Source organism: Hyphomicrobium sp. (genome assembly GCF_019753045.1).
GTDB lineage: Bacteria > Pseudomonadota > Alphaproteobacteria > Rhizobiales > Hyphomicrobiaceae > Hyphomicrobium_B.
Genome location: NZ_JAIELN010000014.1, coordinates 13,659 through 38,974, shown reverse-complemented (window position 1 = coordinate 38,974; position 25,316 = coordinate 13,659). Strand labels below are relative to the sequence as shown.

Below are 25,316 nucleotides of genomic sequence, written 5' to 3'. Positions count from 1 at the left end.
CTATCGAGCACGTGCTTCGCGCCGGCGCTGCATCGAGTCCTTGCGGAAGCTGGCGCGGCTCTGTTCCGGCGCGACCGTTGCTGCCTCACGCTCGCGGTTTGCGAGCGAAGCGGCCAAGCTTCGCAACGTTGGGAACTGAAACAGGCGCACGAGCGACACTTTCGTTCCCATCCGCGTGCGGATCTTCTCGACGACACTGACCATCGTCAGGGAACTGGCGCCGAGGTCAAAGAAGTTGTCATCGAGCCCGACCTCGGCCAACCCCAGAACGTCCTGGAAGATACTTGCAAGCTCGCGTTCCACGTCCGTCGCCGGCGCGACAAAGGCTGTCGCTGTTTCGTGGCGGGCGCGATCGGGCGCGGGCAGAGCTTGCCGATCGAGCTTGCCGTTGGGAGTTAAAGGCAACGCATCGAGCAAGACAAATGCCGACGGCAGCATGTACTCCGGGAGCGCCTTGCGCAGATGCTGACGCAGAGCCGGCATGAGCGAATCTTCCCCTGCGGCCCGGAGCACTGGGCGATTTGCATACTGAGACCAATCCGGCGAAGCGCCGTCATCAGAGTTTGCAACACCAATGACGCCCGTATCGGTCGCGTGTGTCACCCCCGGCACGCGAGGACGATAGACTGCATCGAAGAATTCCCGTCCGGCGGCTGACCACTCGATGGCGACATCGCCCTTTTCAGCGAGCGATCTGACGTCTTCGGGGTCGATCCCAACGGAATGCTGACGGCTGTTGTCGGAATGACCCGCCAGAGAACCTAGTTTTGCCGAAGGTGACAGTGCATTGAGCTGGTCAAGCGCCGCTATCGCCGATGCCACGCGGGCGTTCGGGATACCGGTCACGCGGATGGGTGATTGTGCAGATCGCAAGATGTCGCCCAACGCCTCGACCGTGCATGGTTGCGGCGCCTGCACTGCCGTCGTTGCGAGGGGCGAAAGCGATATTCCACCTTGCTTACGGATGACGACGTCGTAGCGGAAGCGCGTCATCTCGGTCTGCGCGCGCCCGGTCTTCAGTTCCACTTCGACACTTTCGACCGAGGGAATGAACTTCAGTAGTGCCCGAAACAGCTCCGGGTCCAGCACCAGTTCCGCCTCGTCATCGACCCGCTTGCGCAGACGCGTGCGAAGCTCGTCCGCCTGCGTGTCCGGCGAGGCCTTGAGCAGTTCGATTTCCGCCAGCATGACCTCAAGAAGGGCCCGGCTACGCACGTCGCCGACGAAGATCGCCCCGCCCGGCGCCAGCTTTTCGATGCACTGCTCGAGTACATCGATGAAGTACTCGACGTTCGGAAAGTACTGCGCCACGGAATTTATGACGATCGTGTCGAACGGCCCGCCGTCCATGGAAGCGACCGTGTTTGCCGCCCGCTGCTCGAGAACGACGTTGCCTAGCCCCTTCCGATCAGCTTCGTTTCTCACGCGCGCAAGTGCAGCCGCGGAGAGGTCAATGCCGTGGTAGCGATCGCAGTTGGGCGCAACGCGCAAAAGGATCATGCCCGTTCCGCAGCCGATTTCGAGGATGCGTTGTGGCCGGAGATCCTGGACTCGCTCAACCGTCCGCTCGATCCAATCCTGCATTTCAGCGTCGGGGATTTGTTCGCCGGTGTAACTGCTCCGCCAACCCACCGTTTCAGAGACAGCGTCACCCGTGCCGCGATAGGTCTCGTCCCAGATCGTTTCCCAATGCGCCGTGCTCGGAGCGGCAGACGCTCCGCTGCTATTGGCGACAGGCACGACATAGGCAATGAGGCGTTGCTCGCTGCTGCCTTCGTCGGACCGCGAGACGACAGCGCTTTGCTTCACCGAGGGATGCCGGCTCAGCACCGACTCGATCTCGCCAGGCTCAATCCTATGACCGCGAATCTTTACCTGCTGATCGAGCCGGCCGAGGTATTCAATCGTGCCATTGGGGAGCCAGCGCCCGAGATCGCCCGTGCGGTAGAGGCGCCCGTCGTCCCGGCCGAACGGATCGGGGACGAACCGTTCTTCGGTGAGCTCTGGCCGTCCCAGATAGCCGCGCGCAACGCCCGCGCCACCAATGACAATTTCACCGGGCACGCCAATCGGCAGTGGACGCATGAATTGATCGACCACGTAGACACGAGTATTCGCAATCGGGCCGCCAATGGTGATCTGATCGCCAGCACCGCCGACCTTGGCTGTCGTCGACCAGATGCAGGTCTCGGTCGGGCCGTACATATTGTGGATCGGTCCCTGGTATCTGGAACGCAATCGATCGATCAGCACACGCGGGAGCGCCTCGCCGCCCAGCAGCAGCATGCGCAAATGTCCCAGCGTATTGAGTGAGGCATCGTCGGACGCCAGGATGCTCGCAAGAGACGGAGTGGCCTGCATATGGCTCACGCCGTGGCGGACGATTTGTGAAGGGATATCCTGGTTCAGTTCTTCGCCGATGGGATTGGTCATCCGGCGCAATTCATCAAGGTGCGGAAGGTTAGCCAACACGTCTTCGGTCGAGATGCCGAAATCGATCAAGCAGGCGATTTCGTCGACGCCATACGCCTTCAGTTTCTCGATCTTGGCGACGCAAGATGCCGGCGTTCCAAATAAGCCTGCCGTTTCGAAGTAGCGCGCGAAAGCGTGCTCCATGATGGCGTCGAGTTCTTCCGGCTGCAGATCCGACAAAGCCATACGCGGGTCGGAAGCATCGCGGTCATCGCGCTTGGCAAAGGGAGTCAACTCCCACCGCATCTTCGCGACCAAGTCGGTCGACGTCTTGAGGTATTCAATGAAGGGGCCGCGAACCTTGCGCCGCACTTCTTCTTCATCTGCACCGACGAAGGTGTGGAGCATCAGCGACACCGATCCCCGCCCCTCATGGCCCGCTTCGGCCCAGGCCTTGCGATAAACGGCAACGTTCTCGATGAACTGCTCGGGCTTCATCACCAGAAGGTTCGTCAGGACGTTGGCGCCCATTCGCCCTGCGAGCGCAAACGTATCGGGATGCGAACTGGCAGTTACCCATAATTTGGGTTCTTTCTGCACCGGCGGCGGGAAGGTCTTCAGCTGAACCGTCTGCCCGTCGCCATCGATCGTTTCGACGGCCTCGCCGCGCCACAGCGCTTTGACCGTTTCGATACCGCGGGCAAAAAGCTCGCGCCGGCTTTTGTAGTTTTGAGGCTGCAAAGCGAAATCGCGTACGTGCCAGCCAGAGGCGAAGCTCAGACCGACGCGGCCGTTGGAGAGATTGTCCACCATCGACCACTCTTCGGCGATACGAAATGGACTGTGCAAGGGGAGCACGACGCTACCGGCGCGGATGGCGACGCGCCGCGTGACGGCCGCGACTGCCGCACCTGTTACCGCGGGGTTCGGGTACAAACCGCCAAACGGATGGAAGTGCCGTTCCGGCGTCCAGATAGCGGAAAAGCCATTCTCGTCAGCAAATTTTGCGCCCTCAAGCAACAGACGGTATCTGCCGCTGGCCTTGCCGGCGGCATCGTCGGAGTCGGCTGCAAAATAGAACAAGCTGAAATCGATGGGTGTGGCGCTGGCTCGTTGCTGGGCCGCGCGTGCCTCGCGCTCAGCTTCCTTCTGGATCACCACTTTAAATCCGCGAGCCAACGTCCAAAACAGCTCGAGCACCGAGATGTCGAACGAGATGCTGGTTGTTGCGAGCCACACGCCGGGCGCTGTTCCGAGGGCATGATCCATCCCGGTGAAGAAGCTCGTTACGTTGTGGTGTTCCAGCATCACGCCTTTGGGGCGTCCCGTGGAGCCGGACGTGAAGATCACGTACGCCAGGTTGTTGGCGTTCACCGCAACCCGCGGCCGCTCGTCATTTCCATTCTGACCGGCTGGGTCTGCGCAAATGACATTCAATCCCACGGGCAATTTGGTGCGCAGGTCCGATGTCGTAACGACGATCCGCGCTTGCGTGTCTTCGAGAATGATCGCGAGGCGCTCGCTCGGGTAAGACGGGTCCATCGGCACATACGCCGCGCCGGCTTTCAAAATGCCGAGGAGGCCCACCATCATCTCGATGGAACGCTCGATGAAAATTCCGACCATCTGATCCGGCTTCACGCCTTGGGCGAGGATCTCGTGGGCCAGCTGATTGGCGCGTTTGTCCAACTCGCGGTAGGTGATCGACCTGTTGCCATCGACAAGCGCTACTGCATCCGGCGTACGATCGACCTGCGCTTCAAAGGCCTCGTGAATGCAGCCGGGGCCGGGCAACGGCTTGTCCGTCGCGTTCCAGGTCTGCAGCACCAATTGCTCATCATGCGATGGGAGACGCGGCAGATTGGCAATCTTCGCATCCGGATTGTCGGCGATCGCGTGCAGCACCACTTGCAGCATGTCGCCGATCCTGTCCGCCGCCGATCGGGAAAAGCAGCCCGCATCGTAAGAGAGCTTGAACGTAATCTGAGGGCCGTCGTAGGCCATCACGTTGAACGCAAAGTTCGTCTGGTCGTGCAGCTTGAAATGCCGGAGTTGCCACTCAGGTCCAAACGACTTGAAGCGCGCGTCGTTGGTCTCTGCGTTGAAGACGATAATCGTGTCGAAGAGAGTCTGCGAGCGGGGCAGCTCGCTGTGACGAAGCACATCCGGCAGGGGCGAATGCTCGAAGGCGCGCGTTTCAATCTGATTGCGCCGCATTTGCTGGCAGAATTCGAGCGCACTCAGATCGCCGTCAAGCTTGACCCGCACGGGCAAGGTATTGATGAAAAGCCCGACGATCCGATCGGCGTCCTTGATCGATGACCGGCGGCAAGTCCGCGTAACGCCAAAAGCGACATCGTCACGGCCGGAAAACGCCGAAAGCACGAGCGCCCAGGCGGCCTCTATGACAGTCGACGTTCGCAGACCAGCCTTATCGCAGAGTGCGTGAAGCTTCGCCGTGTGCGCCGGAGACAGCGCAAACTCGAGCGTGGCGTGAGGTCCGGATGTGCGCGCCGAGCTACTTGAAAGGCGTAGTGCCTCCAAGTTGGTCGGCGTCTGAAACCCCGCGAGGGCAGTCCGCCAGAAAGTCTCGGCAGCATCAGCGCTCGACGCAAGATGCTCGCCGAGCCAGGTTATAAAATCGCGATACGGCGGACGATGTGAAAAGGACGGTTGTTCGCCTCGCCCAAGGGCGGCGTACGTATCGAACACGTCCCGGACAATGAACGCGAAGCAGGAGTCGAGGATCGCGTGGGAGTAGGTGAAAACAAGCTGGTGCCGGTCTGCACCAAGGTGAAATAGAGTTACACGCCAGAGCGGCGCCACGTCCAAAGGCAAAGCCGTCAATCGATCTTCCGTCAGGAAGGCTCTGAGCGCCGCTACCTGCTCGTCAGGCGACAATGCCGATAAATCCCGCACGTCGAGCGGGATTTTAACCTCGCTTAAAACTTCCTGAATGGGGTTTCGCAAATCCTTCCAGCTAAAGCGGGTGCGAAGGATCGGATGCTGCGCGGCGACAATGGCCCAGGCGCGCGCCAGAAGGTTAGCGTCGATCGTCTCGTTGAGTTCGACCTCGAGCTGCTCCACGTCAACACCGGGAGTTTGCGCCTCGAGATGGTGGAACAGCATTCCCTGCTGGAGGGGGGAAAGGGGATACAAATCTTCGATCATTGTTCGAACTTTCAATAGGATGTCTGCAATGCAAAATTAATTAATCCGCGATTCATACCCGGACAGCGAAGTCCGATGTTGAACGGAATTTTTTGCAGGGCCTATGCCTTTTGGCCTAGAGTGTGGGACATGCAAACCAGTCGCATTTTGATGCAAGTCAACCTATCCATCCTTACACTAATTTTAAATCAACACTTCGCGTATAATAGCCGGCATTGATTAAAGGCTGATGCAGGTTCAGTTGACGCCTTACTCAAGCCTTCTCGTCCAACACATCGATGGGGAATTCGCTATCGGGAAGTCGGTATGGGGTAAATTCTCGGAGGTTGCATGACACAGGGGGATCGGAACGACGACCAAGATCATGCGATAGCGATCATTGGCATTTCGGGCAGGTTCCCAGGTGCATCCAACGTCGCCACCTTCTGGAAAAACCTGAGAGAAGGTCGCGAGTCCATTCGCGTATTCAGCGAAGAAGAATTACTTGCCTCCGGCGTTTCACTCGAAACCGTTCGCGATCCGGCATACGTCAAAGCTTGCGGCTATCTGGACGGAATAGACCAATTCGATGCTGCATTCTTCGGATTGTCGCCGCGCGATGCCGCGGTCTTTGATCCGCAGCACCGTTTCTTTCTGGAATGCTCTTGGGAAGCTTTCGAGGACGCGGGCTACGTAGGCGAAAAAATCGACGGACGGGTCGGAGTCTTTGCCTCCTCCGGCGCCACCGAATATTTCACTTACAATCTCGTCACGAACCAAGAGGTGCTGGAAACGATCGGCGCATGGCTTTTGCGCCATACCGGCAACGACTCCAATTTCCTTGCCACACGGGTTTCATACGAGCTGAACCTCAGCGGCCCGAGCATGAACGTGCAGACGGCCTGTTCGTCGTCGCTCGTCGCCGTGCACGTCGCATGTCAGAGCCTTCTCAACGGCGAATGCGATGTGGCGCTGGCTGGCGGCTCAACGATCTATCCGGAGCAAACCGGTTATCTCTATAGGCCCGGAGAGATCCTCTCGCCTGACGGCCATTGCCGCCCCTTCGACGCGGATGCCAGTGGAACCGTCATGGCTTCGGCTACGGGTTGCGTTCTGCTGAAGCGGCTTTCGGACGCCATCCGCGACGGCGATTGCATTCGTGCAGTGATACGGGCTTCTGCCGTCAACAACGACGGTTCCGACAAGGTGGGTTATCTTGCGCCAAGCGTCAGCGGGCAGGCACGGGTCATCTCCGAAGCACTCGATCTGGCCGGTATCGACCCGAGTGACGTATCGTACATTGAGGCCCACGGAACCGGTACGCTGATAGGCGATCCGATCGAGGTCGCGGCGCTTGTCGAGGCGTTTGGTCCGGAAGTGCCGAAGCAGTCGTGCGCCATCGGCTCGCTCAAATCCAATATCGGGCACGCAGGCGAGGCCTCCGGCATTTGTGGCCTCATCAAGGTGATCTGCGCACTCGAGCACCGCGAGCTTCCAGCAAGTCTTCACTACCGAAAGCCAAATCCGCAGGCCGATCTGTCGAACACGCCGTTTTTCGTCAATGCCGACCTTCAGCCGTGGAACGTCCGGTCCGGCAAGCGGCGGATCGCGGGCATCACGAGCTTAGGTGCTGGAGGCACCAACGCGCATCTCGTGCTCGAAGAGGCACCGCCGCGAAGGGCAACCGTCGGCCGTGAAAACGAACCGCAGTTGCTGGTGCTCTCGGCGCGCAGCAACAAGGCGCTCGATGCGGCTTCCAAGAACCTCGCCGATCACTTGCGCGGAGATCAGCAACAACGGCTCGACGACGTCGCCTTCACGCTGATGAATGGACGTGAGAGCTTCGAGTGTCGCCGGGCGTTCGTCGCGAACAGCGCGGCCTCAGCCGCTCTATTGCTCGATGAGAACGATGTGCGCCGAGTGTTCACGGGCAAGGCCGCGCGCGAGCCTCATTCCACGGCATTTCTTTTCCCCGGCGGCGGGGCGCAGTATTGCGGAATGGGGGCGGAGCTTTACGAAAAGTTCCCTGAATATCGCAAGGCGATCGACGAATGTCTTGCCGTCGTTCAGCCAGAACTTGGTGTCGATCTGCGCTCGCTGATGTTCGCGCCCCCGAGCTCGGCTGAGATCTCGAACCTGAGACTCGCCGCGCCATCACTCGCCCTGCCTGCTCTTTTCGCAACAGAATACGCGCTGGCCAAACTGCTGGCATCGTGGGGCGTGACGCCTGCTGCCCTGATCGGCCATAGCGCGGGCGAGTATGCGGCGGCTTGCGTCGCCGGCGTTCTTTCGATGCACGATGCGATTTCTCTGGTCGCGATGCGCGGCAGGCTGTTCGAAAAGCTGCCCCGTGGTGCGATGCTATCCATCCCGCTTCCCGAGGCGGAAGCGCGCGCATTCCTCTGCGATGAACTCTCTATCGCCGCGATCAACGGTCCGGCGCTGTGCGTCGCATCGGGTCCCGTTCGCGCGATCGCGAACCTCGAGCAGAAGCTATCCGCCGCTCAAGTCGAGTTCACGCGCGTTCACATCGATGTCGCTGCGCACTCGGCGATGCTTCAGCCGATCCTGCCGGAGTTCGAACGCTACTGCCGGAAGATTGCGTTCCAGAAGCCGCGGATCCCGTTCGTTTCCAACTTGACGGGAACGTGGATCACCGACGCCGAAGCAACCGACCCTACCTACTGGGTTCGCCATCTGCGCAATACGGTGCGCTTCGACGAAGGCGCGGCAACGTTGTTGCAAACCCGTGGCGTTGCACTGATTGAGGTAGGTCCCGGACGCACGCTTTCGAGCCTATGCCGGCAGCAGCCGGTCAAGGCCGCGGTCGTCGCCAATACGTTGCGCCATTCTCAGGAGAGCGTGTCCGACGTCGGGTTCCTGTTGGAAGCCGTCGGTAAGGTGTGGGCCGCTGGCGGCAACATTGATCTCAGCCGGTTGGAGCGCGGTTCTCAACGCCGGGTGCCGCTCCCCACGTATCCCTTCGAGCATCAGCGGTATTGGATTGAAAAGGGCGTGGCCCCTTCCGCTCAGCCTCAGCTGAAACGGAGGAACGATCTAACAACCTGGTTCTCTGCGCCATCCTTCCATCGTTCTGTTCAGCCCGATCCGCTGTCGCCGGAAGAGCTCGGCAAGCCTTGGCTGATATTTACGGACGGCTCGTCGTTGGCGAGCGCGCTCGTGACACGTCTTCGCCGATCCGGCGCGACGGTTGCGACCGTGGAGGCGGCATCCCGCTTCGCCGTGCGCGGCGGACTGGCCTTCGGCATCGATCCGTCGAACGCTGAAGACTACGCACGACTGAAGGCAGAGTTACGCCAGGAAAACGCGAGCCCTGCACATGTCGTGCACCTCTGGGCTTTGGCGCAGCGTCCATGGCGGCTCTTGCGTTCCGCACCCGATGCTGATCTTGCCGCCTGGGATCGCGACGTCGTTCGTTACTACGATAGCCTGTTTCACTTATCGCAAGCGTTTGCCTTGGGCGGGGATAGCTTCCGGCTGACTGCAATCGGTACGGCGATAGAAGCGCTCGAAGGCGAGCGAGAGGTGCATCCTGAAAAGGCGACCTTGGCAGGCGTCTGCCGAGTCTTGCCGCGCGAAACGCCCGAAGCCTCATGTTCCGTTGTGGATGTGGTCGTCCCTCCAGCCGGGTCGGACGCCGAAGCTCAACTCGCGGATCGGCTTCTGGCCGAGGTGCAAGGCGACAATCGCAGCCCCCTCGTCGTCCTTCGCAAGAACGGCCGTTGGGTCCAACGCTTCGAACAATTGCCGCTTGAACCGGCGCCGACGCAGCGTGCCTGGCTGCGGGAGCGCGGCGTCTACCTCATCACGGGTGGACTTGGCGGCATTGGCTTAGAGGTCATGGAGCATCTGGCGCTTCATGGGAAAGCCCGTCTCGTAAGCGTCGGCCGCTCCGCGCTTCCTGAAGAAGCGGCCTGGAATTCCTGGCTGAACGACCACGGCGAGGATGACGATACCTCGCGCAAGATCAGGGGCGTCAGGAAGCTCCGTGCCATGGGAGCCGAGGTGATGCTGGCCGAGGCCGACGTCACGGATCGCAGAGCCATGGCGGGTGTGATTTCAGAGGCGCGGCGGCGTTTCGGCCGGATCAATGGCGTCTTCCATAGCGCCGGCCTGCTGCAGGATCAGCTGATCGCGCTCAGACCGCCAGTCGCCCACTCGGCTGTTCTCGATGTCAAGGCCAAGGGCGCCTTGGTATTGCAGTCGCTCTTCGGTGAGAGCGAATTGGATTTCCTGGTGCTGTTCTCGTCGGTCAGCTCGGTTCTCGGTCTGCCGGGACAGGTGGACTACACGGCTGCGAATGCTTTCCTCGACTCACTCGCGAAGGCCCGCGCGGCACGCGGTTGCCGCACGCGGACCATCAGCATCGACTGGAACGCATGGAAAGTCGGCATGCTTGCGACACTGGTTCGCGAGCCGCAACAGCATGGCGTTCGAGCCGTCGCCCATACAGGTCCCCCGCTCGGCGAGTGTTTGAGCGATGACGCGGAACAGTCGCGTTTCCGCTCGGCGCTGAGCCGGAAGACGCACTGGGTGCTCGGGGATCATGTCGTCAAGGGCGGCCAATCGGTGATGCCGGGCACAGGATACCTGGAGCTTGCGCGCGCGGCTTTGGCCCATCGGCCCGAAGACAGACCTATCGAGATCCGCGACCTTACTTTCCTGCAGCCGTTTACTGTCGGCGTCGATGAGACGCGTACGTTGAATATCACGCTGAGCCGCAATGGCGATCATATCTTCACTGCGTTTGGCGATTCAAAGGAGCAGCCTTTCGCGACGGCTCACGTAGCGTATTTCGATGCGCCGGCGGCGCCCCAGGAATCGGTGCCGGCCATCCGCCAGCGTTGTTCCCGTTCCGTCGAGGTGCCGAACGGTCGACTTGTGCAGCACTTCATGGATTTCGGTCCACGCTGGGCCAACATCGAGTCGATCCAATTCGGAGAGAACGAGGCGCTCATCCACATCGCGTTACCGGACGCCTACAGTTCCGATCTTGCAGAGTGCGCACTGCACCCCGGTATGCTCGACATGGCGACGGGCGCAGCGCAGATGCTTATCCCGGGCTTCAACGCCCTCGAGGAATTCTACGTGCCGTTTTCATACGGCCGCGTTCTGGTGCGCCAAGGTCTTACCTCGAAACTTTACAGTCATGTGAGATTGCGCTCCGCGGACGGCAAAAGCGCGATCTTCGATGCCACCTTGCTCGATGAGCACGGCAATGTGCTCGTATCCGTTGAGCGCTATATCATGCGCCGCGCACAATCGTTCGCGACGACGGGCGTCGCCGTCTCAGACACCGCCGCTTCGGCCAAGCCGCGGGTCGCGGAGAGCGCCGCGGAAGGCTACCTGCGCGAAGGCATGACGCCTTCGGAAGGATTGGAAGCGCTCGACCGCATTCTTGCCAATGATATCTCTCCCCAAATCATTGCCTCGACGCTCGACGTCGAACTTTGGCTTTCCCGGCTGAATACCGGCGCTCATCGCGTGTCTGGAGCGCGGTCGACCACAGCCCAAGTTTCGGCCGACGCTGCGCGCAGCGACACCGATATCGTCGCGCCCCGCGACACAGTCGAGCGGGAACTGGCGGCAATGTGGAAGGAGATGCTCGGCGTACCGCATATTTCGATCACGGACGACTTCTTCGAACTCGGGGGTCAATCGCTGATCGCAGTCCGTCTCCTCAATCGGATCTGCAAGCATTACGCGGTCGAGTTGCCACTATCCGTTCTGTTTCAGGCTCCGACGATTGCCGCGACGGCGGAACTGCTGCGCGGTCCTTTCAAAGCGGACGAAGCAGAAGCTTCATCGCCGCCCGCCGCAGGCGACGCGCCGCCGGCTACGGATTCTGCGACAAGCATCAAACCGTTGGAAACAGCGGCCGGGGCTGGCGCAAGAACACAACCCGCGCCGAAGCGCTTTCAGTATCTGGTCAGCATTGCCAAAGGCGGAAATCGCCCGGCCCTGTTCTGCGTCCATGGCGCCGGCGGCAACGTCCTCAACTTCCGCGATATTTCCCGGGGGCTGCAGGTTGAACAGCCATTCTTTGGTTTGCAGGCCCGCGGCATCGATGGGACGAGCCGGCCGCACGAATCTATAGAAGAGATGGCTAAGGCCTATCTCGAGGAAATCCGCATACAGCAGCCACATGGTCCCTATCTGCTGGCGGGCTATTCCGGCGGGGGTGTGGTCGCGTTCGAAATGGCGCGGCAGTTGACCGAACTCGGCGAAGACGTACCTCTCGTCGTCTTCTTCGATACCTATCATCCGCAAATGCCCATCCAGACCGTAGACTTCGCGCGCAAGGTTTCGCGCCTGCGTAATGAAGGCCTCGGCTACCTCAGGGACATCGTATCAGTCAGACTTCATTGGCTCCGCGAAGCACGCGAGCGCTGGCAGATCTCACGTTGCATCCGGCAAAACAAGATTGTTCCCCTGCACCTCCGGAATCGTCATCTTACGGATAATTTCGGTAACGCGGCTTCGAAATACCACCCTGAGCCGTGGTCCGGCCGAGCGATCCTGTTCCGGGCGGCAAGCGCGAGTTACGTCTTCAGAAGCGAAGAACTCTCCTATGGTTGGGACAAGGTGATAACGGGCGGCGTTGAAACCGTAGTGATCCCCGGCAATCACGATACCCTTATGCTCGGAGCCAATTCCCAAGTGCTGATGGGGCACCTCAACAGAGCTCTGGAAAAGGCGTGCGCTAAGCCCAGTGATCAAGCCGGACCGGCTGCGGTTTTCCATTTCGACAGCAGCGCGGAGTTATCCGACGCGAGCGCGATTTAAGGGGCGGCATCGCTGCCGCCCTGGGCGAGCCTATCGCTTCGATCATCCTACGGTGACGCGAAGGGGTTCTCAGAATCCTGGGCCCCAGCGTAGTCGCGCCTGCACGCATTGGTGACAAGCTGACGCCTCACTGCGCTCACCACCGGCATACCCGAACCATGCAGAAAGTTTGCGTAGGCCGGACAGACTTTGTCTTGCATCAGTTCCCGGCAGTCAGCCATGCCGCGCCGCGCGGCGGCATTGGCGCGCTCGCCGTACGCGACGGCATACTTCCACGCCAGCGTCTGCATGTAGCGGCCTGTCTCAGGAGAAATTGGCGCGGGAACCGCGGCACCTTCGGGGCTCCGGCCAAAGAGAACCGCATAGTGAACCAGCGCCAGATAGTAACGTCCGACGTCGCTCAAATGAACGGTGTCGGAGAAGAGGAGGCGCACTCGCGCACCGGGAGAAGTGGCCGCGATGCCCGGCACCTTGCCTTCCCAAAGGGCGGCCGCCAATTCCGCCAGTGCGCCTGCACCCGGCAACACGCGTACGCGCGGAACATCGCCGCGCGCGGGCAAGTCGAGGTTCGCACGGCTCGCGATGCACTCCCACATCAACGAAACCGTCCGCTCGTAATTGATCCAGGGCCAAGGCGCGTCAGGGTCCACGTTGAGCCACGTGTGATAGAGCAGGACCTCGGCATCGGGATTACCCGCCAATAGCTGCTTTGCCATCTCGGTCAAATAGAATGCCGTACGCTCTTTGCGCGCGATGGCCGGGAGGTCGTGACGTTCGGTGACCACCAGCACATCGTACTTGTCGCCGGGCGACAAGCGCCGGGGCGATCGCAACTCCTCGGCGACGTTCAAGCCGGCACCCTGCCGATTGTGACCAGCGCTATATCCCGTCCACTCGGAGGCGGAAGCCACCTCCCCTTTCGTCCGTTGGCGCAAAAGTGAGTAGCCAAGAACCTGCACCTCGAAATCCAAGCGGTTTCCGAGAGACCGCGCGATCTGCTCGACGACCTCTGGAACGCCTTCGCTGAGGCTGTGGCCGGAATAGAAGGCGCGAACGTGATCCTTGGGCGCCCATGCCCGCGTGCCGGGAGCCCCACGCGCCTCTTCGCTCATGGCCAAGCCTCCGTTGCCAGTGAAGATTATCAGGGCTGCTAGAGCGACCAGCCAGCCCGTACGCGCCTGTCTCACGACGCGCGCTCCGACGTCACGACGACCGCACTCGCAATATAACCGTCTCTGATGGCGAAACGTCCGATGAGTCTATCATGCATCTGGAACTGCGGTACGGCCCTCTGATAGGTCACCGCAAATGTACCGGCTCGAGCGTCGACGTCGACTGCCAAATCAGCGAACTCCAACATTGCCCCACTGAGCGGATACTGACACTTGAAGGCTGCCTCCTTCATGCAGAAGATGAGGTGAGCAGCGATGCCCGGCGTTGCTCCGCAAACGACAGCCAGCTTCACCCGCTCCTCGGCCGAGCAAACCGAATCCCATAGATCCGACGCGAGTTCGTCTGCCGGCTCGAGGTCGATGCCGATCGCCACGAAGCCCTGGTCGCGACGCGCGACGGCCGCAGCCGCCCACCCGCCGGTATGCGTGATGCTGCCGACAAGATCGACCGGCCAGACCGGCATTCGATCCTGCCCCCGGGGCAAGGCCACGTCCGCGTGGCCCAGGGCCGCCATGGCTTTGCGCGCGCAATCCCGACCGATCGCAAATTCCAAACGGCGGCGCGGAACGGCACGAGTAACGACGAGCGCTTCGTCGGCCAAGAGGTCAGGAGGTTCACCCGTGAGCGGGGCTTCGGCGATCGCAATTCTAGGATCGAGCAACTCTGCGAAGAATTTCACGGCATTAGTCCACACGACGCCCGGAGCGAGCCTTAGGTTGTTGGCGCCGTCCCGCCGCGAGGTTTGCCACGGACGCGAATTCAGCACCAACGCTGGCTAGCTCCGGAGCGCGACGGAGATCGATGTTTATTAAGTCGAGCGAATTGCTGGATTTAAGATTGTAGTTTGCGTTTAGCACCACCGGTGAGTGCGCGGGTAAATTAAAATCGTTATCGTTCATGTGCGTGCAAAATATCCCCCATTCATCCGTTTCAACGTACGCGCGATATTCTGCAGCAATACAACAGATATTTCATTCAAAGCCACCGGCAGCGCCGATAGACGGAGCAGGTAATTCGTAATTCGCCAAGTTTTTTGGCTCAATCCGCACTGCGCTGGATCAGACTTTTGCAGCGACTTTTTGGGCTTTCTCTCAAATCGCCAAGCTAAGCAACAGGTTAGAAATCCGCCTTTCGCTTTTCAAGTGAAGCGAAGCGAACGATGGTCCGAACGTTTCCTCAGCCTACGGACAGTAATCCAATTGTACTTCCGAGACACCGTTCAATTGAGGTGACGGGTCAATTCGCGGCGCGGGAGACTAAAAGGTCCAGATCGCGAACCGACAAAGCGGTCAGCACTTTCGCGAAAAGAGTTCGAAAGAAAAACGACGAGCTATTCGGTTTGGCATCGACCAACGAAAGAGACCAATTGTCATAGCGCTTTAATCATGCTCCATGCTAATACTTGCGAAATGCTTAACCCGAGCTAAATATCCTCTTTAAAAATAGCGACAGTTTCAAAGAGATCGGGTGCCAATTTCCGAGAGGGTGAGCAAGCCCTCCGCGCGGTTCTTCTGAAGATGATCTAATTTTAGCTGTGTGGCGGCGTATATGGCTAACACTAGTGCCCGCGTTGAGCTTGGCGGCCTTCCTCGCCAAAAACTTTCCCGTCTTCCGCGAGCCTGGGCTTCCATGTTTTCGAAGATCGAGACTTGCGTTTCCGTGCTCGCAATCTTCGAAGCTGCATCGGTAATTTTGGCGGCAGCCGCTGCCAAATTTCTCTACATCGATCTCTTCATCGGCCGGCTGCAGCCGTGGTGGCCGTATCTAGCGCCAGCGCCCCTATTGGCGACCACGCTTTATCTTTTCTTGAAGCGGGCTGACCTCTACGACGCGAGTTCTGTCAGCCAACCGGCCGTGCCATATGGCAGGATCTTCGGTGTGTTGGTGACTTCGTTCCTTCTTCTTCTCGGAATTCTATACATTCTCAAGGTTGCGGATTGGTACTCGAGAGGGTGGTTCCTCTCGTGGTTCGTCATAAGCGCGCTACTGTTGATCACTGTACGGATCGTTGGAATGCACTGTGTGCGCCGGATGGTGACCCAGGGCAGAATTCGGCAACGGATTGCTATGTTCGGCGATCCAGATTTCATTGCCGCCATGAAAGCCAGCGTCGAAATCGCTGATCCTTCACCCGCGATCGAAGGGATTTATCTGGCGCCGACGAGCGCTCGTTCCGAGGACCTTCATTCCGATGGCGGGCTCGACGAACTCAAGAACGCGATAGAGCGGAGACGGTACGATACGATCATAATCGGTTTCCCGGCGGAACAGACTCAGTCTATCAAAGCGGCCGTGAACGATTTGGCGTCGTATTCCACGGAACTGCTTCTCTGCACGAAGCTCGAACGCGAACCACTCATTGTCCGCGGCGCACGGCATATCGGAACGCTTCGCGCCGATATCGTCAATTTGGTGCCGCAGTCGGAAAGCAATCGCGTTCTCAAGGCGGCCCTCGACTACATCTTGGCAGGCGTCGGCCTGTTCCTCTTGTCGCCCCTCCTCATTCTTATTGCGATCGCCATCAAACTCGACAGCCCGGGACCCGTATTTTTCCGGCAGCGCCGATACGGTCAGAACAACCGCATCTTCCGGATATACAAATTCCGAACGATGTTCGTTGCCGAGGATGGAGCGCACATCAAGCAGGCCGAACGTAACGATCCGAGGGTTACACGCATCGGATGGTTTTTACGGCGCACGAGCCTCGACGAGCTTCCGCAGCTGATCAACGTTTTGACTGGAGACATGTCGATCGTCGGGCCCCGTCCGCATGCCTTGGCTCACGATCAATTATTCGATCAGCAGCTCGACCTGTTTTCGCTTCGCCGGCGCGTTCGTCCGGGATTGACGGGATGGGCGCAAGTTCATGGCTTTCGGGGAGAGACCAAGACGACCTTGGATATCAGCAAGCGCGTGGAACACGATCTCTATTACATCGACAACTGGTCGATATGGCTCGACATCGAGATCATGATCCGCACGATTTTCGTCCTGTTTCGCGGGGCGTTTTGACGACGCTTTTGGCTGCGTCTCGTTCTCTCCGAATTTCTTCGTGAAGCTTTTGCGTTGGTCGGCCCTCGGGCCTAAGGGAGTGATGGACGCCCCAAATGCCATCTTTTGACTGGTTTGCCCTTCCCGCAGTTCGGCATCGAAAAGCCGGGAGTTAAGAACGATTTCAGTTGAGGCACCAGCGGATGGCATTCATCGTTACTGATCTTTGATCGAAAAACTGGTGCGTGCTCGCGAGACATCGCGAAATCTCCGGTCGCCATCGTATGAACCAACCAAGGTGATGGACGTAGGCATGAGGTCGATGCGAAATCTGGCGCTTTGCGGATCAGCCTTCTGGATCGCCATCAGTTGTATAGTGATCTCAGACGCCTCCTTTGCCGCCGCGAGAGCCGACCAGACGCAAGCGGCAACTGCCGCTTCGGCAGATAAGCCAAGTACCGACACATCATGGCGCGAGGGATTGAAGTCCGGCGCCAATGGACCGATCCCCGTCATCGTCGTCGACCAATTCGGCTACCCGACGCAAAGCACCAAGGTCGCCGTCATTCGAAATCCTCAAACGGGATACGACATCGACGCATCCTTCAAACCGGGCCGCGAATATCAGGTGGTCGATCGCAGCACGGGAAAAATCGTAAAAAGCGGCGCGCCGACGCCGTGGAATAACGGCGCGACGGATACCGTTTCAGGCGATCAGGTTTGGTGGTTCGACTTCTCCGACGTGAAGACGCCGGGCACATATGCGATCGTCGACACCGAGCACAATCAGCGGTCGGTAGAGTTCGAGATCGACGATCACATTTACCGCCGGGTTCTCAAGCACGCGGTAAGAATGTTCTTCTACCAGCGCGCCGGCTTCGAGAAGACTGAGAAGACAGCCGGTCAATCATGGGCCGATCGGGCGAGCCATCTCGGCCCGGGGCAAGATCCTTTCACCCGCTCATGGCTCGCCAAAGACGACCCGTCTCAAGAGAAAGACCTGAGAGGCGGCTGGTACGATGCCGGCGACTACAACAAGTATACGAGCTGGGCGGCCCGCAACATCATCTCTTTGCTGCGCGCCTACGACCAGAACCCTGCCGCGTTTGGGGACGACTTCGACATTCCGGAATCAGGCAACGGAATTCCGGACATTCTCGACGAAGCCAAATGGGGTTTGGATTGGCTCGAACGCATGCAGAATGCGGACGGCTCTCTGCTCTCCGTCCAATCTCTGGCAGACGGGAGTCCGCCCTCGGCAGCGAAGGGGCCAAGCTTTTATGGTCCTCCGACCACCGGCGCTACGCTGATGGGCGCTGCGGTATTTGCTTATGCCTCCAAAGTGTTTTCGGCTCGCGCCGAACCGGAACTGAAAGCCTATGGGGCGGATCTGGCCAAACGCGCAAAAGAAGCGTGGACATGGGCTTCGAAAAATCCAAGCGTCCTTTATTACAACAATGACGATGGGAAGCAGCCCGGTTCGCAGGGACTTGCGGCTGGTCAACAGGAAATGGACGACGCCCATCGTTTGGCCGCGCGCTTCGAGGCCGCTGTCTATCTCTTCGAGATCACGAACGATGCAGAATACGCGAAATTGGTGGAGGCGAATTTTGCGTCGATCGTGCCGGAGTGGGGTCCGTCTCAGTGGGATGCCGTCGGCCAGGAAGCATTACTCTATTACGCACGACTTCCCGGCGCGAGCGACAGCGTCAAGTCGGCGATCATCGCGAAATTCGCTACCCGGATGACGCAAAATGGCGACCAACTGCCAATGGTCATTGGCAAGAACGACCCGTATCGCGCGCCCATGAAGGATTTTACCTGGGGCAGTAACTTCTCGAAGGCGACACAGGCGAGATTGTACGAGCTCCTCGCATCTTACGCTCCCGACCCGAACTTAGCGGCTTTGGCAAAATCTGCTGGGCTCGGATTTCTGAACTACATCCATGGCGTGAACCCGCTCGGCCTTGTTTACCTGACGAATATGAAAGCCGCAGGTGCTGAAAATTCAGCCAATACGATGTACCACTCCTGGTTCGCATACAATTCCCGACGCTGGTCGACAGTGAGCGGATTAAATCCAGGCCCAGCGCCGGGCTTTCTGGTCGGGGGGCCGAACCCGTATTATTCGCTCGACCCGTGTTGCTTTGCGGCTTCCGGCGCGCCCAACTTCAAATGTTACATGTCGGGCGCTTTTTCCTTGTGCCGCCAAGGCTTCTCACCTCCGCTCGGTCAACCGCCCGCGAAATCTTACCTCCAGTTTAACGACCCTTGGCCGGCAAATTCTTGGGCAGTCACTGAACCAAGCACAGGATATCAGGCGGCCTACATTTTGGCTCTGGCACCCTATGTCAATTGAGCGATGCCCTATCGATGCCGAAAGTAACGAAGCCCCAATGTCGGCCGATTAAAATAATAAAAGGCGTCTCCGGAGGCGGCCAAGATTGTATCTCCGACCCGTCACCGTTTTCTTGTTCAATTCGGCACAACCCTTCGTTCGATGTCCGGAAATGATGTCGAATCTGTCGCGGATGAACGAGAAATGGACTGTCACGGGCAGCAAATAAACTGGCACGTTATTCGCGTGCATCAACCGGAAAGCGCCGAACCGATTTGAAAATGGTACGGGGTCGGCGGAGGATTAACGAGGTCTATAGGCGTAGCTGGTATTAGGCTCACCGCATCGGATATGCAGCCTCATGCCGTTTTGATCAAAGAAGCGAAATGGAAAACACTCATTTGCCGTTCGTCTCTGCCGTCATCTGCACGAGGAACCGCCCCGACAAGATCGGGAACGCGATCGAAACCATTCTGGCCAATGCGTATTCGAACTTCGATCTCACGATCATAGATCAAAGCACCAACGACGAGACGGAGGCCATAGTCCGCCGCATCGGAGAACGCGACGGACGTGTCCGCTACAAGCGAATGAGCACATCCGGACTGTCGCGGGCGTATAATCTGGCAATCGCAAGCACGACCGGTCCGATTATCGCGTTCACTGACGATGACTGCCTTGTGCCCGCTGACTGGATCGAAAAGATCGTGTCGGCGTTCGAGGATCAGCCAGACGGCGAATTGATCTATGGTCAGGTTGTCCCCGCGTATCCTGAAAATAACGGAGAGGCACTGACACCGCTGCTGCGCATCGAGAAACCCGAACGGCTTGACCGGGCGAACGGCTTCCGGGTCTTCGGCATGGGCGCGAATTTCGCCGCGCGACGATCGTTGTTCGAGCGAACGGGATTATTCGATGAGGCGCTCGGAGGCGGTGGGCCGCTCAAATCCTCCCAGGACTTCGATTTGGCATATCGCGCCTTCCGGAGGAACGCGGTCATACTCTTGCGGCCCGAGGTCATCGTCCGCCACGACGGCCGTCGCGAGATCGAAGACTGGCCGGCATTGCTTCGCGCCTACGGCTTTGGAGACGGCGCTTTCTACTCCAAGCATGCGCGCTGCCGGGATGCATACGCTACGTGGTTGGCCGCGAAGAATTTCATCACGGTGGGCACCAAGGTCATCATCAAACGCGCACTGGGACGCCGCCCTGCCGAAGTCGATTACCTCACGGGATTCGTCCAAGGGGTTCGCGGCGGGCTCAAGTTCAGCGTCGACCGGACGACACTGCTGTACACCGAGAAAAACTGAAGAGGGAATCCCGCGTGGGGAAGAAGATCGTTATTATCGGGGCGGGACCGACAGGACTTGGTGCAGCATATCGATTAGCCGAACTCGGTCATGAAGACTGGGAGGTGTTCGAGCGCGACGACCATGTGGGCGGCCTGGCTTCGAGCTTCACCGATGAACACGGCTTCATCTGGGACCATGGCGGACACGTCATGTTCAGCCATTACAGCTATTTCGACGACCTCGTCGAAAAGATGCTCCGCGGCGACTACGATCAGCATATGCGCGAAGCATGGGTGTGGATGTTCGATCGGTTCGTGCCCTACCCGTTCCAGAACAATATCCACCGCCTACCCCCGAAAGTGTTCCTCGAGTGCGTTTTGGGCATCATCGAGGCGCAGAAGGGCAAGTTAGGGCGCGACAACTTCGAGAACTGGATCAACTCGGTTTTCGGCGCCGGCATCGCGAAATACTTCATGATGCCTTATAATTTCAAAGTGTGGGCCCATCCGCTCGAGATGATGTCGGCCTCCTGGCAGGGTGATCGTGTGCCCAGCGTCGATATCGCTCGCATTCTCGAAAATCACCTCGAGAACCGCGATGATGTATCGTGGGGGCCAAACAACAAATTCAAGTTTCCGCTGCTCGGCACCGGAATGCTTTATGACCGCATGGCCGAGGCTTTGCCCAAGCCGGTCAATCTCCGTCAGGAGGTGGTGTCGATCGACCCGGCGGCGAAAGTCGTAACGTTCGCGAGCGGCCGCTCGACCAACTACGATCTCTTGATCAATACGATGCCGATCAAAGAGCTCGTTAAGAAAATCAAAGGTTGCCCGGAAGAGATTCACGCGGCAACGCGAGACCTGCATCATACCGAGGGTATGTTCATTGGAATTGGCGTTGCCGGTCCGTGCCCCAGTACGAAGTGCTGGATGTACTTCCCGGAGTCGGACTCGCCATTCTACCGCGTAACTTATCTTTCGAATTACTCGCCGAAGATGACGCCGCCGGGTCCGCATTTCTCGCTGCTGGCCGAGGTGTCCGCCTCGCCCTTCAAGCACGAGAACGCGGACGACGTCGTCGACCGCACGATCAAGGGTATGGTGAGCAGCCAGCTTTTGACGCCCGAGCAAGCCGAGCACAAGATTGTCAGCCGACAACTGATGCGGGTCCCCTACTCCTATCCGGTCCCTACAATTGGGCGCGATAGTGCCTTGGCGAAAATCCACCCGTGGTTCACCCAGCAAGGGATCTATTCACGGGGCCGGTTTGGGGCCTGGCGCTATGAGATCGGCAACACCGACCATTCGGTGATGCAAGGCGTTGAGGTCGCTGAATTCCTGGTGCAGGGCACCCCAGAAAAGACTTGGGCGCTGCTGCCGGGAGAGGAAGCGAAGGCTCGTATCGCCTAAGAGGAGGCTAGCGCTGCGGTTGCCTTCGTCACTCGCGGCGCCAACCATCAGGAATATCCAGCGTGCGGATCGGCCGAGCCGGTACCCCCCCTACTACGGTCCGCGCCGGAACATCTTCCGTCACGATCGATCCCGCGGCGATAACCGCATGATCGCCGATAGTCACCCCGGGAAGGATCGTTGCAGAACGGCCGATCCAGACGTTTTTGCCGAGGCGGACAGGGGCAACCCGGATTGGCCGTGACGGCTCGAGCTGATGGTGGTCCGTATCGAAGATGGCGACGAAATCCCCGATCAGGCAGTCGTCGCCGATGACGATGCTTTGGGTGGCGATGACGGTCGCGCCGGTATTGATAAAGACGCGCTCGCCGAGCACCAGCGACGCATTCTTGCCGGCGCCGATTTCAACCGGCACAGTCTTGCAGCGTAGAAACAAGCGTCCACACGAGATCGATCCGGTAGCGAGGATCACCGGCCGCTTCCCGTCCACCGTCACGATGGCAGAACGGGCACCGGCTAGGCGAAATTTGGCCGTGGCCCATAGGCTAAGGGGCACGTCAAGAAGCCTGATCACTTAACACTTCCTCTTCAACTGGGCGAAGCAGCTCCCGGAGGCTCCCGACATCGGTCGCTTAATCCATTGGCAGAAGGCCGTCGCATATCGATAACGAGGAAAAGAAGTGACCGCTCGAATGCCGCAGCAATTTCTTTACGCCCCCGATCTGGAGTGACCGTCGTGCCGCCCATTTAGACTGATATCTCACGCACGTTGACACTCGGCGCGTGTCACAGTGTATTAGGCTTTGTAGAGGAAAAATATTGTGAAAACCTTCAAGTAAGCGTCGATATCGGTTCTGCCTTTCACGGTCGCCCGGATACTTAGACGAGTTTCCGAAGCTTCAATTTCGAACACAAGTGGCTCCGGAATGCCAAACATTTCCCGCGCGAGAACGGCCCAATCCCCCAGCAGCAGTTTTCCGGGCGCCGCAATGCTGGCAGCCATGCCCGTGTTCGCATTTTTTTATATATTGCTGGTGCTGCCGTTTATGCCCGATGACGGAAAGGGGCGTACGGAGAACATTCTGTTGTGGCCAATAGTGGCCGCGGTCACGCTGACACTCGTTCTGCAGAATTTGCCGCGAGTAGATAGCCGGTTCCTCCGATCCGTACCGATCTTGAGTCTGGTCGCGTATTTTTTGTTCGCGGCCGCAAGCGTCATTTGGGCGTACAGTCCGTATTTCGCCTTCAGTCGTGTTGTCGTCGCAATCCTGTCCACGATTGTCATTGTGGCGCCATTCGCCCTGCCCATCCGCACGTCGCACATCATCCCTGGATTGCACGTTTGCACTGCTATCGCTCTTGCGATCAGCGGTATCTATGTCTTGACCACGCCGGCCAGTCCGATCGGTCATCCCGGATATTTCACACACAAGCAGGAGCTCGGCATCCTTGCCGCGTCGGGAATTATTCTCTCGAGTCATGAGCTGTTGTTCCGCGGCTGGCGGAGGTACCTCGCTCTTGTCACGATTGGAATGGGCGTCTGGCTCGTTCTGGCAAGTCAATCAAAGAGCGCCACGGCATTTGCACTGTTCTCCATCGGCTGCTCGTGGCTCATGTTGATTGCTTGCAAAAGACTCCGGATCACTCCCGCTTACATCGTAGCCGCCGTCGTATTTGCGTCGTTGTTCGTCAGCAATCCCATCGAGAAGATTGGCTACAGGCTTTATGGAGACGCGACCCTCACCGGGCGTACGGGCATATGGGGTTTCACAAACTATCAGATATCGCACAGGCCTTGGCTTGGATGGGGATTTCACTCGTATTACTTCGTCCCGAATTCGCCGCAAGAGCAGGCGCCGGGATACATCAAGGACATGCCCTCAAGCCATAGCGGGTATCTGCAGGTCAAACTTGAAACCGGCCGGATCGGCTATTGGATATTTTTGATTTTTATCTACGCATCGTTGCATTACCTGGAACGCGTGAGGCGCAAGGATCCAGTCCGGGCATGGGGCTATTTATCAATCGAGCTCTTTGTCATTCTCATCAACCTCACGGATTCCGCGTGGCTCACGACAACGCCTGTCTGGTTCTTGTACCTCATCGTGGTAGCGGCATCGGTTCGAGATTCGCTGCCGAGCATGCGGCCAGCACTGCGTCCGGGGCAATCGGCGATCCAGTCAACGAGGAATTTTGGCAATAGACGCCTTGTAGGAGCTGCCCGGAGCGCTCCTGCAGTGCCGCGGGCTCGCTGATAATTTGGGCCTAGCGCCCCGTGAGCTTCCAGACCCCGGCGTTCCAGTTCGATGAGAACACCACGCCGTTTTGAGCATCGGAGGTCATGCTCATTGGGCCGTTGCCGAACGTTTGCGAATTGTAAGGCTTCCAGTTCGCGCCATCGGATTCAAGCGAGTAGAGATATTGAACCGGGCCGGTGGTGCTCTTTCCGGTGTTGGCGGTGGCTGTGTAGATATAGGTCCCATCTCCAATTACGCCCATGTAGCCGTCCTGGGTGAAGGGCGCTCCGGCGTCGGACCATGTCAACCCGAAGTCCTCCGAACGAAGGAGGCGATTGTTGCCACCTAGAAAAAACACACCGTTTCGGGAACGGTAAAGGTTGCTTCCTCCGTGGGGTTTGCTGAAGGAGCTGACCTTATTCCACGTCATGCCAGAGTCAGCTGAACGCCAGATTCCTGCATCCTGCGTATTCACGATCCAAGTTTTCGAATCCAGGAAAAGCGCATGATGGTACGACGGCCCGAGTGCCTCCGGCAGCGGATGAAGTTTCCAGGTCTTGCCGCCATCCTCGCTTTCCCAAACGCCGGCCGCGCCGGGGGTTCGAGCCCAAGCGCTATGGGACCCGACGAGGATGTGCAAATGGTTCGACGGATCGATATGGATTGAACCGATGTCATTCGTCGTCTGCTTGACGACGTCGGGTGAAAACATTTGTTGCCACGTTGCCCCGCCGTTCGTGGTTTTCCAAAGGCCCTGCGCACAGCCAAATCCATCGCTCGTGTAGACGACGTCGGCATCCGTCGGGTCGATCGCCATCGCCCAATTTCTGTGTTCAATGCTTGCGCAGCCATCGCCTTTGCCGGCGCTACGACCATCGGCGTCGAAATAGATATTGTTAGGGTCGGACGGCAGCCCCACGTTGGCTTTGAACCAGGTTTTCCCGCTGTTGAAGCTCTTCCAGACGCCCTGGTAATTTGTGCCGACATAGAGCGTGGTGGGCTCCGACGGGCTCGAGAGAACGATCTGCGTGCCGTAATTGTTCGGCGGATTATTGAAATCAAGCGAGATCGGCGGAGTAATATTCTGCCATTCAATTGCATCAGCCACAGTGACTGTGACCTCATCGCTCTTGGTGAGCGCGGCACTCGTCGCCACGACATGATAGACGCCCGGCGTACCTGGGGCGCTGTAAACGCCGTCGGCCGAGATCGATCCGCCGGCGGCGGACTCCCGGATGGACCAAATGACCTCGCCGCTCGGATTTCCGCTCACGCTCGCAGTGAATTTCAAGGATTTATTGGGCTGGAGCGCGATGTCGCCCTGGAGAATGATTACGGCCGGCTTCTGCTGTGATGCCGACGCCTCTTCCGAAGGAGCGGGCGAAGCATCCGAAGCGGCGACTTGCGTTGAATGACCCTGGCCCAGGCCCTGTAGCTGAAATTTGAGCGGACTGCTGCTTTGAGCCGCCACCAAGAGTGCGGCAGAGACCGTCACGAGCGACATCAC

General features: G+C 58.9%; 12 protein-coding genes. 6 read left to right on the top strand and 6 right to left on the bottom strand.

Annotated features, from left to right (window positions below):
* Positions 1 to 5,583, bottom strand: coding sequence for a MupA/Atu3671 family FMN-dependent luciferase-like monooxygenase (locus tag K2Q04_RS15910; protein ID WP_291165679.1), 5,583 nt, complete (start codon positions 5,581 to 5,583; stop codon positions 1 to 3).
* A 330-nt stretch (positions 5,584 to 5,913) separates the two neighbouring features.
* Between K2Q04_RS15910 and K2Q04_RS15905 the strand changes: the two genes are divergently transcribed.
* Positions 5,914 to 12,369 carry a type I polyketide synthase gene (locus K2Q04_RS15905; RefSeq protein ID WP_291165678.1) on the top strand — a complete coding sequence of 2,152 codons (6,456 nt, stop codon included), beginning with the start codon at positions 5,914 to 5,916 and terminating at the stop codon, positions 12,367 to 12,369.
* Positions 12,370 to 12,416: 47 nt separating this feature from the next.
* Here K2Q04_RS15905 and K2Q04_RS15900 read toward each other — a convergent pair whose 3' ends face one another.
* On the bottom strand, positions 12,417 to 13,481 hold the full coding sequence (locus K2Q04_RS15900) for a hypothetical protein (protein WP_291165677.1): 1,065 nt from the start codon (positions 13,479 to 13,481) through the stop codon (positions 12,417 to 12,419).
* 71 nt (positions 13,482 to 13,552) lie between these two features.
* The gene (locus K2Q04_RS15895; protein ID WP_291165676.1) at positions 13,553 to 14,308 is read right to left on the bottom strand and encodes a 4'-phosphopantetheinyl transferase; all 756 of its coding nucleotides are present in this window, start codon (positions 14,306 to 14,308) and stop codon (positions 13,553 to 13,555) included.
* Between the two features lie 863 nt (positions 14,309 to 15,171).
* Here K2Q04_RS15895 and K2Q04_RS15890 point away from each other — a divergent pair.
* From K2Q04_RS15890 to K2Q04_RS15875, 4 genes are all read left to right on the top strand, one after another.
* On the top strand, positions 15,172 to 16,554 hold the full coding sequence (locus tag K2Q04_RS15890) for an undecaprenyl-phosphate glucose phosphotransferase (RefSeq protein ID WP_291165675.1): 1,383 nt from the start codon (positions 15,172 to 15,174) through the stop codon (positions 16,552 to 16,554).
* Between the two features lie 292 nt (positions 16,555 to 16,846).
* The gene (locus K2Q04_RS15885) at positions 16,847 to 18,892 is read left to right on the top strand and encodes a glycoside hydrolase family 9 protein (RefSeq protein ID WP_291165674.1); all 2,046 of its coding nucleotides are present in this window, start codon (positions 16,847 to 16,849) and stop codon (positions 18,890 to 18,892) included.
* Positions 18,893 to 19,257: 365 nt separating this feature from the next.
* On the top strand, positions 19,258 to 20,181 hold the full coding sequence (locus K2Q04_RS15880) for a glycosyltransferase family 2 protein (protein WP_291165673.1): 924 nt from the start codon (positions 19,258 to 19,260) through the stop codon (positions 20,179 to 20,181).
* A 14-nt stretch (positions 20,182 to 20,195) separates the two neighbouring features.
* Positions 20,196 to 21,572 carry an FAD-dependent oxidoreductase gene (locus K2Q04_RS15875; RefSeq protein WP_291165672.1) on the top strand — a complete coding sequence of 459 codons (1,377 nt, stop codon included), beginning with the start codon at positions 20,196 to 20,198 and terminating at the stop codon, positions 21,570 to 21,572.
* A gap of 28 nt (positions 21,573 to 21,600) precedes the next feature.
* On the opposite strand, the gene K2Q04_RS15870 is transcribed toward K2Q04_RS15875, so the two are convergent.
* Together K2Q04_RS15870 and K2Q04_RS15865 are read right to left on the bottom strand one after the other, a co-directional pair.
* Positions 21,601 to 22,146 carry an acyltransferase gene (locus K2Q04_RS15870; protein WP_291165671.1) on the bottom strand — a complete coding sequence of 182 codons (546 nt, stop codon included), beginning with the start codon at positions 22,144 to 22,146 and terminating at the stop codon, positions 21,601 to 21,603.
* Between the two features lie 222 nt (positions 22,147 to 22,368).
* The gene (locus K2Q04_RS15865; RefSeq protein WP_291165670.1) at positions 22,369 to 22,575 is read right to left on the bottom strand and encodes a hypothetical protein; all 207 of its coding nucleotides are present in this window, start codon (positions 22,573 to 22,575) and stop codon (positions 22,369 to 22,371) included.
* A gap of 82 nt (positions 22,576 to 22,657) precedes the next feature.
* On the opposite strand from K2Q04_RS15865, the gene K2Q04_RS15860 reads away from it, so the two are divergent.
* A complete protein-coding gene (locus K2Q04_RS15860) occupies positions 22,658 to 23,827 on the top strand; it encodes an O-antigen ligase family protein (protein ID WP_291165669.1) in 1,170 nt (389 codons plus the stop codon).
* Positions 23,828 to 23,837: 10 nt separating this feature from the next.
* Here the strand turns inward: K2Q04_RS15860 and K2Q04_RS15855 are convergent, their stop codons facing one another.
* A complete protein-coding gene (locus tag K2Q04_RS15855) occupies positions 23,838 to 25,313 on the bottom strand; it encodes a hypothetical protein (protein ID WP_291165668.1) in 1,476 nt (491 codons plus the stop codon).
* Between the last annotated feature and the right edge of the window lie 3 nt (positions 25,314 to 25,316).

Excerpts from the sequence above, each read along its gene's own strand:
- K2Q04_RS15910 (WP_291165679.1), bottom strand. The coding sequence starts at position 5,583 with ATGATCGAAGATTTGTATCCCCTTTCCCCCCTCCAGCAGGGAATGCTG.
- K2Q04_RS15905 (WP_291165678.1), top strand. The coding sequence starts at position 5,914 with ATGACACAGGGGGATCGGAACGACGACCAAGATCATGCGATAGCGATC.
- K2Q04_RS15900 (WP_291165677.1), bottom strand. The coding sequence starts at position 13,481 with ATGAGCGAAGAGGCGCGTGGGGCTCCCGGCACGCGGGCATGGGCGCCC.
- K2Q04_RS15890 (WP_291165675.1), top strand. The coding sequence starts at position 15,172 with ATGTTTTCGAAGATCGAGACTTGCGTTTCCGTGCTCGCAATCTTCGAA.
- K2Q04_RS15885 (WP_291165674.1), top strand. The coding sequence starts at position 16,847 with ATGAGGTCGATGCGAAATCTGGCGCTTTGCGGATCAGCCTTCTGGATC.
- K2Q04_RS15880 (WP_291165673.1), top strand. The coding sequence starts at position 19,258 with ATGGAAAACACTCATTTGCCGTTCGTCTCTGCCGTCATCTGCACGAGG.
- K2Q04_RS15865 (WP_291165670.1), bottom strand. The coding sequence starts at position 22,575 with ATGGCTGCCAGCATTGCGGCGCCCGGAAAACTGCTGCTGGGGGATTGG.
- K2Q04_RS15855 (WP_291165668.1), bottom strand. The coding sequence starts at position 25,313 with ATGTCGCTCGTGACGGTCTCTGCCGCACTCTTGGTGGCGGCTCAAAGC.